Source organism: Azospirillum sp. TSH58, from assembly GCF_003119115.1.
Lineage (GTDB): Bacteria > Pseudomonadota > Alphaproteobacteria > Azospirillales > Azospirillaceae > Azospirillum.
Window position 1 is genome coordinate 1,820,242 of record NZ_CP022364.1, and the last position, 12,810, is coordinate 1,833,051.

A 12,810-nucleotide genomic window follows, 5' to 3' on the forward strand; every position below is an offset into this window, starting at 1 on the left:
TTTTGCAGTCTGGTTGTTTCCTCCATGAACTTCCGCCGCCGGGGCCTCCCGGCGGCGGATTTTTCATTTTGGAGCCCCGACGTCGGAAGCCGTGACGCGCTCAGCGGCGCAGATACATCTTGCCGACGCCGTTCAGCGCCGCGAAAAGCTGGGCGAACTGCGCCAGGAAGGCGTCCCAGGCCAGCGGGCCGGCCTTCTCCGCCACCGCCTGATGGATGGCGCCCAGGCTGGTCCGCCCGTCCACCCGCGCCAGGATCGGCCCGGCCAGACGGGGCAGGGGCAGGGGGACGACGGCACCCATCAGCTCGGCCTCCAGAACGCCGCCGGGGGGCAGGCCCTTGGCCACCGCGGCGCCGTCGAGGTCGCGCAGCACCGGCACCACCTCCGGCCCGTCCGGTCGGGCGACGGCGCCCTCCGCGTCCTCGGGACGGACGAGATAGGCGATGTGCTTGGTCATGCTGCCGGTGACCTGCTCGGCCCAGGCGGCGCGCTCCAGCCGCGACAGCCCGTCCAGCCGCTTCAGCACGCGGGGGTCCTTCACCCAGACGGCGGGGTCGTAGCGGTAGGGGTCCACCAGTGCTGCGACGGCGAGACCGCCCGCCGCGGCCAGCTCCGCCAGCTCCGGCACGGTGAAGGGCCGGTCGCAGGAGTGCAGCAGCAGGTCGTAGAGGTCGGCGTCGGCCTGTTTGTGGTCGTTGATGAAGGGGTTGCGCAGCAGCCAGTTGGACGTCGGCAGACGCTCGATCAGCCGGCGGGCCAGCGCCACCTGCTCCTTCGGCGGCAGGTCCGCCGCGATGGTGCGCAGCGCCGCCTGCATGGGATAGACGCCGGTGCGCCCGTACGGCGCGTAGACCATCAGCCCGATCCCGCCGCCGGGCTTCAAGGCCCCGGCCAGCGAGCGGATGCCCGCCGCCGGCTCGTCCAGATGGTGCAGCACGCCGCAGCAGTCTATGTAGTCGAACGGCCCCCCCTCCTCCAACAGCCCGCCGAGGTCGAGAAGCGAGCCGCGGCGGAAGTCGATGTTGGTCAGTCCGCGCGCCTTGGCCCGCGCCTCGGCGACGCCCCGCGCGGCGTCGGAGAGGTCGAGGTAGGTGACGCGCCCCGGATTGCCGGCGTCGGCCATCTGCTGGGCGATCATGATCGTCCCGTCGCCGGTTCCGCCGCCGGCCACCAGCACCCTGAGGGGCTTGGCGTGGTCGAGGCGCCCGCCGAAGACGTTGTGGTTCACCTCGTCCAGATGGCTGGGCGATCCGGTGATCAGGCGCTTCGTCTCGTCGGCGGGGTTGCGCGCGGGATAGGGGAAGGCTTCGTACTGGGCGCGCAGGGTGTCGATGCTCATGGATCGGGCAACCGGTCAGGTGGACGGGTGCCGGACCATAGCATCAATGGAACGGGCTTGGGGGTGGGGAGGAAGGCCTCCCCACCGCCTCTCAGACGGCCAGCGCATGAACAGGTCCATGATCGGCCGGCCGTATCAGGGCTCCGAACTCAGGTTCATGTTCGGCTCGCCCTGCATCGAATAACCCTCTCCCCTCCGGGGAGAGGGTGGCCCGGAGGGCCGGTGAGGGGGAAACGCCGCCGCTTTGCAGGGCTGATCCGGCCTTCGGCCGCCCCCTCATCCTAACCTTCTCCCAGGGGGGGAGAAGGAATGAGCGTCGTCTCGATTGGCGTTGTTCACCTGAGTTCGGAGCCCTGCCGGCCGTATGACCCTTTCGCACATGGCTGCGCCATGTGCTGTCGGGTTTGAACTGAAGGCGTTTGATGGAAGCCATCAAACGCCTTCGGCATCACGCCAAAGGCAACCGGATCTCGGTCAGCCACTCCTCGGGGGGAAGGGCGCGGGGATTGTTCAGATACTCCTCGACACAGGGGCGGTCGGCCGGCGCGTGGCCGCTCGATGGCAGCCAGTCGCGGTAGAGCCAGCGGTAGGGGCGTTCCAGCTCCGCATAGGGACCCTTGTGGACCAGCACGGCGTGGCGGCCCCCGGCGACCTCCAGGGCATGGACGGCGCCGTCCTCGGGGATCGGTCCGTCGAGCAGCAAGGCCGCTTCGGAGCGGAGTTGGTCGGCGGGAACGGATTCCGGGTCGTCGTAATAGACCGCGAAGGCGCGCACCCGCGGCCCCATCAGCCCACGGGCCGCGGCCCAGGCGTACAGCCGCTCGAAGACCGTGCCGATGTCCATGTAGGGGCCGCTGTGGGCCATGGCCGCAAGACGCAGCGGCGGCAGGTCGCGGATGGTGACGTCGTGCATGTTTCGCTCCTCGTCCGGTCGTTGATCGGGTGGAGGAACCAGGCGGCCTTGCCGCCGGTAGGCGCCGGGGCTCAGGCCGTAGACCTGCCCGAAGGCGCGGGTGAACGCCTCCACGCTGCCGTAGCCGGCTCGCCGCGCGACCTGCGCCATGCCGTCGCTGCCGCCCTGCACCAGATCCCCCGCGGCGCGGTGCAGGCGCAGCCGGCGCAGCGTGTCCGCCACCGTTTCCCCCGCCATGGCGCGGTAGATGCGGTGGAAATGATAGGGCGAGAAGCAGGCGACGGCGGCCAGCCGCTCCAACTCCAGCGGCTCGTCCAGATGGGCGGCGATGTGGTCGATGACACGCTCGATGCGGCGGCCGTAGTCCAGCAGGGTGTCGGGCTTGGTCATGGGTCCTCCATGCCCGACACTCTAGCCGGGGGCCGCTTGATCGCGCTTGCGGACCTTCAGCCCTCCGCCGGGCGGACCACGCCGACTTCCAGGCCGTTGCGGTTGGTCACCGGCTGGTTGATGAGCTGGCCGGCCCGCGCCCACTGCTCGTCCGACAGGACCTTGGTGGCGCGGATCAGGGCGGCCAGGGCGACCTCGCGGGCGCGCGGGGTGCCGTCGTCGATCTTCAGGGCGATGCCCAGCCCCTGCTTGGGCAGGACGGCGCAGCCCACGCCCTCGGCGCCGCCCTTGACCAGGACCAGACCGCCCGCCGCCTGCATCATGCCGGTGTCGAAGCTGTCCTTGCCGGCGATCAGGTGCGGGTGCGACCGCCAGGCGCGGCGGATGCGGGCCACCGCCTCGGCGCGGGAGTCGGGCAGATCCTTCGGGTCGCCGATGCGGGCCATGGCGTAGGCGATGGCGCCCAGCGGGATGCCGATGGTCGGGATGGCGCAGCCGTCGACGCCCCAGGGGGCCTGCGACAGGTCCTGGCCGGTCATCTGTTCCATCACGCCGAGGATGCGCTGCTGCACCGGGTGGTCGAAGCGGACATAGCCCTTGGTCGGCTCGCCCTTGTGCAGGGCGGTGGTCAGGAAGCCGGCGTGCTTGCCGGAGCAGTTGTTGTGGAAGGCGGTCGGCGTCTCGCCGTGGCGGATCATCTCGTGGGCGGTCTCGGTGTCGGTCGGCAGATGCGCCCCGCACTCGTAATCGTCCACGGTCAGGCCGATGCGCTTGATCCAGGCCTCGGCGATGCGGGTGTGGCGGATCTCGCCATGGTGCGAGGAGCAGGCCAGCGCCAGCTCCTGGTCGCCCAGCTCATAGGCGTCGAGCGCGCCGGTCTCGACCAGCGGGATCGCCTGGATCGCCTTGACGGCGGAGCGCGGGTAGACCGGCGCCTGGATGTCGCCCCACTGGGCCAGCACACGACCGTCGGAATCGACGATGCAGGCGCGCCCGCGATGGACGGATTCCACCATGCCGCCGCGCGTCACCTCGACGAGGATCGGCGCCTCCGGCGGTCCGGAGAGGTCGGCGTGCCCCTCGGCGGGGGTGTGCCCCTCGGCGGAGTTGTGCCCCTCGGCGGAGTTGTGCCCCTCGGCGGAGTTGTGATGGTCGGCGTGGCCGTGGTGGTCACCGTGGCCGCCGCAGCAGGAGGAATGGTCGTGGCTCATGGGTGGAGAGCTTGCCTCTGTCCGGGTCGCGAGGCAAGGTGTCGCACCGTCGGACCCGCCGGATCATGGCCGTTTCGCGGTCGATTCGCGGCCGACCCGCGGTGTGTGCGGGCCGAAACTACGAGTGATTGTGCAGCCATGCGTGGATATTTCGCCATCGGGGTGGAGCGGATCAGCAAGCCGGGCAATGTCGGCAACCTGATGCGCTCCGCCCACGCCTTCGGCGCCTCCTTCTTCTTCGCCATCGACCCGGAGCCCGACCTGCACGAGGCGCGCATCGTGGACACCTCCGGCGCGTCGGAGCACCTGCCGCTCTACGTCTACGACCGGGTGGCCGATCTGGCCCTGCCCAAGGACTGCCAGCTCGTCGGCGTGGAGCTGACCGAGGACGCGGTGGAGCTGCCCAGCTTCCGCCACCCGACCCGCGCCGCCTATGTGCTGGGGCCGGAGCGCGGCAGCCTGTCCGAACCGCTGCTGGAGCGCTGCGACTTCACGGTGAAGATCCCGATGAAGTTCTGCATCAACGTCGGGGTGGCCGGCGCCCTGGTGATGTACGACCGGATGATCAGCCTGGGCCGCTTCGCCGAACGCCCGGTGCGCGTCGGCGGCCCGACCGAGCCGCTGCGCGATCACCAGCACGGCCGCCAGATCATGCGCAACCCGGAACGCCGCCGCCGCATGCGCGGCATCCAGAAGCCGGTGATCGTCCGCGACGACGAATGATCCGGAACACCGCTTCATAGCCCCGCGAAACGCCCCCCGCCCCGAACCCGAAGGAGACGCTCGATGTCCGACCCCCAGACCGGTTCTCCGCCGGGACCGCTGTACGACGACCGCTTCTACGACATCCAGGAGGAGGGGTCGCTCCGGTCCGCGCGGGTCATCGCGCCGCTGGTGCTGGGCTGGGTGGATGCGGGGTCGGTCCTCGACGTCGGGTGCGGGGTCGGCACCTTCCTCCGGGCCTTCGCCGAGACGGGGATCACGGACGTCCAGGGGCTGGACGGCGACTATGTGCGCCGCGACCGTCTGCGCATCGATCCGTCCCGCTTCGGCGCCCACGACCTATCGCAGCCTTTCGATCTGGGGCGGCGGTTCGGCCTCGTCCTGTCGCTGGAGGTCGCCGAGCATCTGCCGGAGGAGCGCGCCGAGGGCTTCGTCGACGATCTCTGCCGCCACGGCGACGTCGTGCTGTTCGGGGCCGCCATCCCCGGCCAGGGGGGCAACGGCCATATCAACGAGCAGTGGCAGAGCCATTGGGCCGGGAAGTTCCTCTCGCGCGGCTACGAGGCCTTCGACATCCTGCGCCCCGTCCTGTGGGCCGACCCGTCCGTCGAATTCTGGTACCGCCAGAACACGGTGATCTTCGCCAACCCGGATGGCATCGCCGCCCATCCCGGTCTGGCCGCCATGCGGGGGAAAGGGCTGCCGCTGTCCTGCATGGGGCTGGTCCATCCGGAGCTGCTGGCTCTCCACGCCCGTCAGGCCGCCCGGTCGAGGCGGGTGGTCGAGGTCTTCAACCAGATGGCCGCGCAGGGCGGCAGCTACCGTTTCGACAAGGGCGCGGACGGGTCGGTCAACATCGTGCGCATCGAGTGACGCGGTTGGACGGTGAGCGCTTCCATCGCTTTTCGGCGGTGACCCCCGGCCATCGGACTCACCGGCCGGGAGGCGCGCTCAGAACTTCACGAAGGGGTTCAGGATCAGCCCCAGCGCCCCGGTGAAACGAAGCGGCGCGTCGGTCACCGCCAGGCACAGGCAGCCCTCCTCGTCGGCCACCGGGCGGTGGCGCACGGAGTCGTCGGCGACGGACAGGTCGCCGCGGGCGAACTGGCCCAGATCGTCGGTGAAGCCGCCGTCCAGCACCAGGGTCAGCTCGATCCCCCGGTGGGTGTGGTGGGGCGGCCCGACGCCGCTGGCCAGCCGCATCAGCCGGGCCTTGCCGCAGCGTGCAGACTCGTAGCCGGAACCGGAGCCCAGCGGAATGTCGTAGCAGTCCATGCCGCGCATCAGCCGCTTCCAGGGCAGGCGCGACAGGTCGTTGCCGATGTAGCGGCGCAGCGGTTCGGGAAGCAGCGGCACCTCGGCCGGCCGGCAGACCAGCTTCGGCTTCGGCGCGCGGGGCAGGGGCGGCAGGTCGTCCAGCCGGGCCAGGACCGTTTCCAGGCAGGCGGGATCGACCTCCTCCGGCTCGATGCTTTCCAGCAGGGCGCCGCCGACCGCCTCCATCTCGGCGACGTTCAGGCGGCAGCAGGGGCACAGGGCCAGATGGGTCGCCACGATCAGCGACGCCGCCTCGCCCAGGGCGCCGCCGGCATAGTCGATCAGCAGGGTGTCGCCGGGATGGTGGGTGGGCACGGTCATCGGGAGTCCCTCATGGCCTTGCGCAGCCGTTCCATGGCCAGACGCAGGCGCGACTTGACGGTGCCCAGCGGAATGCCCTGCTCGGCGGAGATCAGGCTGTGCGGCTTGTCCTCGAAATAGGCCAGCCGCAACAGGTCGGCCTGCTCCGGCGGCAGGGTCTTCAGCGCGGCCTGCAGGCGGCCGGCGGTTTCCCGCGCCGCCACCCCGTCGTCGGCGCTCTCCACCGGGTCGGGCACCAGCGTGGGGTCGGCGGGGTCGATCTCGGGCCGCTGCTCCCGCCGCAGCGCGTCGATCCGCCGGTTGCGGGCGATGGTGAACACCCAGGTGGCGGCGGAGGCCTGGGTCGGGTCATAGGTTTCCGCGCGGCGCCACACCAACAGCATCACGTCCTGCACCAACTCCTCCGCACCGCCCGCGTCGCAGCCCTGGCGGCGCAGGTAGGCTTTCAGCCGCGGGGCGAAATGGCCGAACAGCGCCGCGAAGGCCGCGCGGTCGCGGTCCCGCCCGACCGCGGTCAGCAGCTCTTCGAACGTCCGGTCGGCGCCGGCGGCTGGGGAACCGAGATCCTGCATCCACGTCTTCGGGCACGTCTTCGGGGGCGCCGTTTCCGCACGCATGGGCTTCGCGCTCGCAGGCAAGCCCCGCAACACATGGTGCGCGGAGCGTCCCGCTGCAAAGCGTGTTTGGCGCTTCTCGGCATCCTGCGCACCGTCATGGGATCTTGCGGCCAGGGGAGTCATGGGTGTGCTGCGGCGTTCGGTCCGGCGTTGGATCGGGGTTCGATGGGCCTTCTACGCGCCCGGCGCTCCGCCGGATCACCGGCTTTCGATGCGAAATCGAGCGATCGATTGCAGGACCGGTCTTTGGAACAACCCGTGACTTCGCCGCCGGGACGGGGCGGCGGCCCTGGAAAGCCTCCCCGAATTGGGGTAGGGTCCGACCCACTCCCGAACCCGTCCGCGAAACCATTCGAGCCTTCGCCAACCGATGTTGCCCATCCGCACCATCCGTCGCACCGCCGGCGCCGCTCTGCTTCTGGCCGGTCCGATCCTCGCCGCCGCCGTCACCATGGGCACCGCCACCACGGCCGCCGCCGCCGACCCGCGCCTGCTGGGGACCTTCAAGGACTGGAACGCCTTCGCCTTCGACGAGGGCGGGCACAAGGTCTGCTACATGTCCAGCCAGCCCAAGAAGAAGGAACCCGCCGCGGCCAAGCGCGGGGACATCCATGTGCTGGTCACCCACCGCCCGGCGGAGAAGGCGCTGGACGTGGTCAGCTTCATCGTCGGCTATCCCCTCAAGAAGGACAGCGAGTCGACGGTCGAGGTGGGCGGCAAGACCTTCAAGCTGTTCACCGACGGCGAAACCGCCTGGGCGCGCGACGCGGACACCGACAAGGCCGTCACCGCCGCGATGCGCGACGCCAAGGGCAAGTCCATGGTGGTGAAAGGGGTTTCGGGCCGCGGCACGAAGACCACCGACACCTACAGCACCGACGGCTTCGCCCAGGCTTACGACGCCATCAACCAGGCCTGCGGCGTGAAGCGCTGAGCAGCGCTGCCCGTTTCACTTGCCCGTTCCTCGTTTCGTCTTTTGACTCCGGACGCTCGTGGCCCTATTTAGGGGGCCATGAGCGCCTCCAATCACGCTGCTGCCTTTGCCCTGCCGGCTGTTGACGCCGACGGGCGCAAGAACCTTGTCGGCCTGTCCCGCGACGAGCTGGAAGCCGAAATGCTGTCCGTCGGCCTGGAGAAATTCCGGGCCCGCCAGCTCTGGCACTGGATCTACCACCGCGGAGCCACCGACTTCGCGGTGATGACCACGCTCGCCAAGCCGGTGCGCGAGAAGCTGGCGGAGAGCTACGCCGTGGCCCGCCCGACGGTCGTGCGCGACCTGAAGTCGGTGGACGGCACGCGCAAGTGGCTGCTGCGCATGCCCGACGGGCAGGAGGTGGAGAGCGTCCACATCCCCGAGGAGGACCGCGGCACGCTCTGCGTCTCCTCGCAGGTCGGCTGCACGCTGACCTGCCGCTTCTGCCACACCGGCACGCAGCGTCTGGTGCGCAACCTCGACGCCTCGGAGATCGTGGCGCAGGTCATGCTGGCCCGCGACGCGCTGGGCGAATGGCCGGCGCCGCCGGACGGGCGGATGATCTCCAACATCGTCATGATGGGGATGGGGGAGCCGCTCTTTAACTACGAGAACGTCGCCAAGGCGCTGAAGATCGTCATGGACGGCGACGGGATCTCGATCTCGAAGCGCCGCATCACGCTCTCGACCTCCGGCGTCGTCCCGGCCATGAAGCGCTGCGGCGAGGAGCTGAACGTCAACCTCGCCGTCAGCCTGCACGCCGTGACGGACGAGCTGCGCGACCTCATCATGCCCATCAACCGGAAATACCCGTTGAAGGAGCTGATGGACGCCTGCCGCAACTACCCCGGCCTGAACAACGCGCGGCGCATCACCTTCGAATACGTGATGCTGAAGGGCGTCAATGACAGCCCGGCGGACGCCCGCGCCCTGGTGAAGTTGCTGGAGGGCATCCCGTCGAAGATCAACCTGATCCCCTTCAACCCCTGGCCGGGCGCCCCCTACGAGCGTTCGACCGACCGGGCGATCCAGGTCTTCGGCGACATCGTCAACAACGCCGGCTACGCCAGCCCCGTCCGCACCACCCGCGGCGAGGACATCATGGCCGCCTGCGGCCAGTTGAAGAGCGCGTCCGTCCGCCTGTCCGCCGCCGACCGCGCCGCCATCGAGAAGGTGCTGGCCGAGAAGGACGCGGCGCTGGCCGGATAAGGCCGGACCTATCCCTGGGAGTGCTCCGTGCCTGAGTTCGCCGTCGACCCCGGCCTTGTCCTGTTCCTGTTCAACGCAGCGGCGGTCTGGCCGCTGATGCGCATCTTCCGCCGGGCGGGCTTCTCGCCCTGGTGGGCGCTGGTGATCTTCGTTCCGGTGATCGGGCTGGTCGGCGTGCTGGGGCTGCTGACGATGCGGCGCTGGCCGGCGCGCGTCCTGGTCGACGGGCCGGCGCGGCCGCGCAAGGCGCGGAGGGCCGCGTGATGGAGATGCTCGAGTCCGTCGTCGCCCTGCTCAACGCCGTCTACTGGCAACCCTGGGCGGCGATCATGTCCACCGACCCGTGGACGGCCAACCTCGTCATGGCGATCCTGCTGATGCTGAAGCTGATCTTCGGCGGCTGGGTGCTGGCCAAGGGGGGGCGCAGCCCGCTGTGGGCGCTGGTCCTGCTGATCAACGGGGCGGACATCCTGGCGATGTGGCTCTACGCCTACATCCGCTGGCCCTTCGTGGACCGCCCGCCCGCCCGCCCCGCCGCGGAAAGCACCGTTGCGGCCGACGCCGGGACGGATTGAGCGGGACCGATTGATTCGCACCGGTCGTAGGGCTACTGTCCGGCACCGATATTTTTCCCCATCCGCGTGAGTAGTCCCATGAGCGGTGCGTCCGGCAAACAGATCAAGAAAGTGGTGCTCGCCTATTCGGGCGGCCTCGACACCTCGGTGATCCTGAAGTGGCTCCAGGAAACCTATCAATGCGAGGTGGTGACCTTCACCGCCGACCTCGGCCAGGGCGAGGAGCTGGAGCCGGCGCGCAAGAAGGCCGAGCTTCTGGGCATCAAGCCGGAAAACATCTTCATCGACGACCTGCGCGAAGAGTTCGTGCGGGACTTCGTGTTCCCGATGTTCCGCGCCAACACCCTCTATGAGGGCACCTACCTGCTCGGCACCTCGATCGCCCGGCCGCTGATCGCCAAGCGCCAGATCGAGATCGCCAACCAGGTCGGCGCCGACGCCGTGGCCCACGGCGCCACCGGCAAGGGCAACGATCAGGTCCGCTTCGAGCTGGGCTATTACGCGCTCCGCCCGGACATCAAGATCATCGCCCCGTGGCGCGAGTGGGATCTGAACAGCCGCACCCGGCTGATCGACTACGCCGAGAAGAACCAGATTCCGATCGCCAAGGACAAGCGTGGCGAGGCCCCGTACTCGACCGACGCCAACCTCCTGCACATCTCCTACGAGGGGAAGGCGCTGGAGGACCCGTGGGTCGAGCCGTTCGAGGACATGTACACCCGCTCCGTCGCCCCGGAGAAGGCCCCGGACACCCCGACCTACGTCGAGGTCGAATTCAAGCGCGGCGACGCCGTGGCCATCGACGGCAAGGCCCTGTCGCCGGCGGCCCTGCTGACCGAGCTGAACCGTCTGGGCGGCGAGAACGGCATCGGCCGCCTCGACCTCGTCGAGAACCGCTACGTCGGCATGAAGTCGCGCGGCGTGTACGAGACGCCGGGCGGCACCATCCTGCTGGCCGCCCACCGCGCGATGGAGAGCATCACGCTCGACCGCGGCGCCGGCCATCTGAAGGATGAGCTGATGCCGCGCTACGCCGAGCTGATCTACTGCGGCTACTGGTTCAGCCCGGAGCGTCTGGCGCTCCAGGCCCTGATCGACCAGACCCAGGAGCCGGTGAACGGCGTGGTCCGCCTGAAGCTGTTCAAGGGCAACGTCACGGTTGTCGGCCGCAAGTCGCCGAACAGCCTCTACCGCATGGACTATGTGACGTTCGAGGAAGACAGCGTCTACAACCAGAAGGACGCGGAAGGCTTCATCAAGCTGAACGCGCTCCGTCTGCGTCTGGGCGCCATGGCCCGCGCCAACGTCAAGTAAGCGCGAGACCGTTTTGGATGTGGAACGAGGGGGCTTCGGCCCCCTCGTTTCGTTTTGGGCAAAGGCTGTGTGGCGCGCCCGGTCACGCCGCCCGGATGTTGACGAGGAAGCGCTCGACCTCCAGGCGGAGCGTTTCCGCCTGCCGGCTGAGTTCCTCGGCCGACGACAGAACCTGGGAAGCGGCCGACCCGGTCTCCACCGCGGCCTGATGGACCTGGACGATGCTGCCCGACACCTCCGTGGTGCCGTGGGCGGCCTGCTGGACGTTGCGGGCGATCTCCCCCGTGGCCGCCCCCTGCTCCTCCACCGCGGCGGCGATGGTGGTGGCGATGCCGTTGATCTCGCCGATCGTTCCGCCGATGGTCTTGATGGCGCGGACGGTTTCGGTGGTCACCCCCTGGATCGTCTGGATCTGGGTGGCGATCTCCTCGGTCGCCCTGGCCGTCTGGTTGGCCAGCGACTTCACCTCGCTCGCCACCACGGCGAAGCCCTTGCCGGCCTCCCCGGCGCGCGCGGCCTCGATGGTGGCGTTGAGCGCCAGCAGGTTGGTCTGGTCGGCGATGGCCTTGATGAGCCCGACCACCTCGCCGATCTTCTGACCGGCCTCGGCCAGCCCCTGGACCGTCCGGTCGGTGCGGGCCGCCTCCTCCACGGCGTTGCCGGCGATGGATGTGGAGGTGGCGACGTGGCGCCCGATCTCGGTGATGGAGGCGGACAGCTCCTCGGTGGCCCCGGCGACCGCCTGGACGTTGGTGGTCGCCTGCTCCGACGCGGCGGCGACCGTGGACGCCTGCCGGCTGGTCTCCTCCGCGGTGGACGACATGGACTCCGCGGTGGCGCGCATCTCGGTGGCGGCGGAGGCCAGCATCTTCAGCGTCGCGTGCACCGTGCTGTCGAAGCCGACGATGTATTTTTCCACGAGCGCCTGTCGGGCCTCCTTGCGGGCCTGCTCCTGGCGCTGCTCCTCCTCCATCCGGCGGTTCGCGACGGCGGAGTCCTTGAACACCGCCAGCGAGCGGGCGAGCGTGCCGACCTCGTCCATCCGGTCCGTTCCGTCGACGGTGATGCCGAGATCGCCCTTGGCGAGGCGCTGCATGAGTTCGGCCATGGCGCGCAGCGGGCCGACCACGCGGAACAGCGTCGTCGTCACGGCGAAGGCCGCGGCCAGCACGCCGAGCAGCACCGCGATCCCCAGGATCCAGCGGGAGCTGTCGTAGGCGGCGTTGGTCCGCTCATACTCGGCCTCGGCCTCCTTCAGCTGCAGGTCGACCAGCTTTCCGACGGCCGCCGCCACCGGATCGATGCTGGGATAGAGCGTGGACACCGCGAAGGCGTCCAGCGCCGCCTGATCCTTGGCCTGCATCAACCTGCGGGCGGTCGTCGCGGCGTCGCGCGCCTTGCCCATGTGGCGTTCGGCCTCGTTCGCCAACTCCTTTTCGCGGGCGTTCATCGAGGTGGCCGTGAAGGCCGACCAGCGCGTCGCGATTTCGCCGAGCGCGGCATCGATGGACTTGAGACCGCTCTCCCACGTCTCGGCGCCCCCGCGCACCTTGTGCGTGGCATCGACGATGTTGACGGCGAACATGTCGGAGACGACCTTCAGGTCGCGCAACGGGACGACGCGGTCCTTGAACACCGTTTCCATGCCCTGGTGTGCCTGCCCCAGGGCCAGCCAGCCGGTGGCCGCAATCGCTAAAAGAAAGAAGCACAGAACAGAGAGGGCAACCGAAAGGCGTGCTTTGACCGTAGACATCGGCTTGTTCCACGATGCGTTGACGTTGCAGGTCATGGCATCGTGGGTGAAACATATTAATATTAAGCTACATTTTAACGAAAATATATTTCGCCTGAAAGTTACAACTCTCATCAATAAGCGACACCGCCATGACGGTCATGACGGTGTTTTGC

At 69.1% G+C, this 12,810-nt stretch carries 13 protein-coding genes; 7 read left to right on the top strand and 6 right to left on the bottom strand.

Going from position 1 to position 12,810, the window contains the following annotated elements; translation table 11 throughout:
- Window positions 1-100: 100 nt before the first annotated feature.
- From TSH58p_RS12090 to TSH58p_RS12100, 3 genes are all read right to left on the bottom strand, one after another.
- Window positions 101-1,339 carry a bifunctional 2-polyprenyl-6-hydroxyphenol methylase/3-demethylubiquinol 3-O-methyltransferase UbiG gene (locus TSH58p_RS12090; RefSeq protein WP_109072683.1) on the bottom strand — a complete coding sequence of 413 codons (1,239 nt, stop codon included), beginning with the start codon at window positions 1,337-1,339 and terminating at the stop codon, window positions 101-103.
- A 448-nt stretch (window positions 1,340-1,787) separates the two neighbouring features.
- Entirely contained in the window at window positions 1,788-2,642 is an 855-nt protein-coding gene (locus TSH58p_RS12095) for a GyrI-like domain-containing protein (protein WP_109071820.1), read from the bottom strand.
- A gap of 56 nt (window positions 2,643-2,698) precedes the next feature.
- Complete coding sequence (locus tag TSH58p_RS12100; protein WP_109071821.1) at window positions 2,699-3,853, bottom strand: asparaginase; 1,155 nt, start codon at window positions 3,851-3,853, stop codon at window positions 2,699-2,701.
- Between the two features lie 138 nt (window positions 3,854-3,991).
- On the opposite strand from TSH58p_RS12100, the gene TSH58p_RS12105 reads away from it, so the two are divergent.
- Both TSH58p_RS12105 and TSH58p_RS12110 read left to right on the top strand, forming a co-directional pair.
- Window positions 3,992-4,576, top strand: coding sequence for an RNA methyltransferase (locus tag TSH58p_RS12105; RefSeq protein ID WP_109071822.1), 585 nt, complete (start codon window positions 3,992-3,994; stop codon window positions 4,574-4,576).
- Between the two features lie 63 nt (window positions 4,577-4,639).
- Window positions 4,640-5,449, top strand: a complete 810-nt coding sequence (locus tag TSH58p_RS12110; RefSeq protein ID WP_109071823.1) for a bifunctional 2-polyprenyl-6-hydroxyphenol methylase/3-demethylubiquinol 3-O-methyltransferase UbiG — start codon at window positions 4,640-4,642, stop codon at window positions 5,447-5,449.
- 78 nt (window positions 5,450-5,527) lie between these two features.
- Here TSH58p_RS12110 and TSH58p_RS12115 read toward each other — a convergent pair whose 3' ends face one another.
- Complete coding sequence (locus tag TSH58p_RS12115) at window positions 5,528-6,214, bottom strand: ChrR family anti-sigma-E factor (RefSeq protein ID WP_109071824.1); 687 nt, start codon at window positions 6,212-6,214, stop codon at window positions 5,528-5,530.
- Complete coding sequence (locus TSH58p_RS12120; RefSeq protein ID WP_109071825.1) at window positions 6,211-6,786, bottom strand: sigma-70 family RNA polymerase sigma factor; 576 nt, start codon at window positions 6,784-6,786, stop codon at window positions 6,211-6,213. The genes TSH58p_RS12115 and TSH58p_RS12120 overlap by 4 nt, the downstream gene beginning before the upstream one ends.
- A 415-nt stretch (window positions 6,787-7,201) precedes the next feature.
- On the opposite strand from TSH58p_RS12120, the gene TSH58p_RS12125 reads away from it, so the two are divergent.
- The 5 genes from TSH58p_RS12125 (at window position 7,202) to TSH58p_RS12145 (ending at window position 10,902) form a co-directional block, all read left to right on the top strand.
- Window positions 7,202-7,765, top strand: coding sequence for an invasion associated locus B family protein (locus TSH58p_RS12125; protein WP_109071826.1), 564 nt, complete (start codon window positions 7,202-7,204; stop codon window positions 7,763-7,765).
- 78 nt (window positions 7,766-7,843) lie between these two features.
- Window positions 7,844-9,013 (top strand): 23S rRNA (adenine(2503)-C(2))-methyltransferase RlmN, encoded by a 1,170-nt coding sequence (gene rlmN, locus TSH58p_RS12130; RefSeq protein WP_109071827.1) that lies wholly within the window; start codon window positions 7,844-7,846, stop codon window positions 9,011-9,013.
- Between the two features lie 27 nt (window positions 9,014-9,040).
- On the top strand, window positions 9,041-9,277 hold the full coding sequence (locus TSH58p_RS12135) for a hypothetical protein (RefSeq protein ID WP_109071828.1): 237 nt from the start codon (window positions 9,041-9,043) through the stop codon (window positions 9,275-9,277).
- Window positions 9,277-9,588, top strand: coding sequence for a hypothetical protein (locus TSH58p_RS12140; RefSeq protein WP_109071829.1), 312 nt, complete (start codon window positions 9,277-9,279; stop codon window positions 9,586-9,588). Before TSH58p_RS12135 ends, TSH58p_RS12140 begins: the two co-directional genes overlap by 1 nt.
- A gap of 78 nt (window positions 9,589-9,666) precedes the next feature.
- On the top strand, window positions 9,667-10,902 hold the full coding sequence (locus tag TSH58p_RS12145) for an argininosuccinate synthase (protein WP_035669763.1): 1,236 nt from the start codon (window positions 9,667-9,669) through the stop codon (window positions 10,900-10,902).
- Between the two features lie 82 nt (window positions 10,903-10,984).
- Here the strand turns inward: TSH58p_RS12145 and TSH58p_RS12150 are convergent, their stop codons facing one another.
- Window positions 10,985-12,769 (bottom strand): methyl-accepting chemotaxis protein, encoded by a 1,785-nt coding sequence (locus tag TSH58p_RS12150; protein WP_109071830.1) that lies wholly within the window; start codon window positions 12,767-12,769, stop codon window positions 10,985-10,987.
- Between the last annotated feature and the right edge of the window lie 41 nt (window positions 12,770-12,810).

Excerpts from the sequence above, each read along its gene's own strand:
- TSH58p_RS12090 (WP_109072683.1), bottom strand. The coding sequence starts at position 1,339 with ATGAGCATCGACACCCTGCGCGCCCAGTACGAAGCCTTCCCCTATCCC.
- TSH58p_RS12095 (WP_109071820.1), bottom strand. The coding sequence starts at position 2,642 with ATGACCAAGCCCGACACCCTGCTGGACTACGGCCGCCGCATCGAGCGT.
- TSH58p_RS12100 (WP_109071821.1), bottom strand. The coding sequence starts at position 3,853 with ATGAGCCACGACCATTCCTCCTGCTGCGGCGGCCACGGTGACCACCAC.
- TSH58p_RS12105 (WP_109071822.1), top strand. The coding sequence starts at position 3,992 with ATGCGTGGATATTTCGCCATCGGGGTGGAGCGGATCAGCAAGCCGGGC.
- TSH58p_RS12110 (WP_109071823.1), top strand. The coding sequence starts at position 4,640 with ATGTCCGACCCCCAGACCGGTTCTCCGCCGGGACCGCTGTACGACGAC.
- TSH58p_RS12115 (WP_109071824.1), bottom strand. The coding sequence starts at position 6,214 with ATGACCGTGCCCACCCACCATCCCGGCGACACCCTGCTGATCGACTAT.
- TSH58p_RS12120 (WP_109071825.1), bottom strand. The coding sequence starts at position 6,786 with ATGCAGGATCTCGGTTCCCCAGCCGCCGGCGCCGACCGGACGTTCGAA.
- TSH58p_RS12125 (WP_109071826.1), top strand. The coding sequence starts at position 7,202 with ATGTTGCCCATCCGCACCATCCGTCGCACCGCCGGCGCCGCTCTGCTT.
- rlmN (WP_109071827.1), top strand. The coding sequence starts at position 7,844 with ATGAGCGCCTCCAATCACGCTGCTGCCTTTGCCCTGCCGGCTGTTGAC.
- TSH58p_RS12140 (WP_109071829.1), top strand. The coding sequence starts at position 9,277 with ATGGAGATGCTCGAGTCCGTCGTCGCCCTGCTCAACGCCGTCTACTGG.
- TSH58p_RS12145 (WP_035669763.1), top strand. The coding sequence starts at position 9,667 with ATGAGCGGTGCGTCCGGCAAACAGATCAAGAAAGTGGTGCTCGCCTAT.
- TSH58p_RS12150 (WP_109071830.1), bottom strand. The coding sequence starts at position 12,769 with ATGAGAGTTGTAACTTTCAGGCGAAATATATTTTCGTTAAAATGTAGC.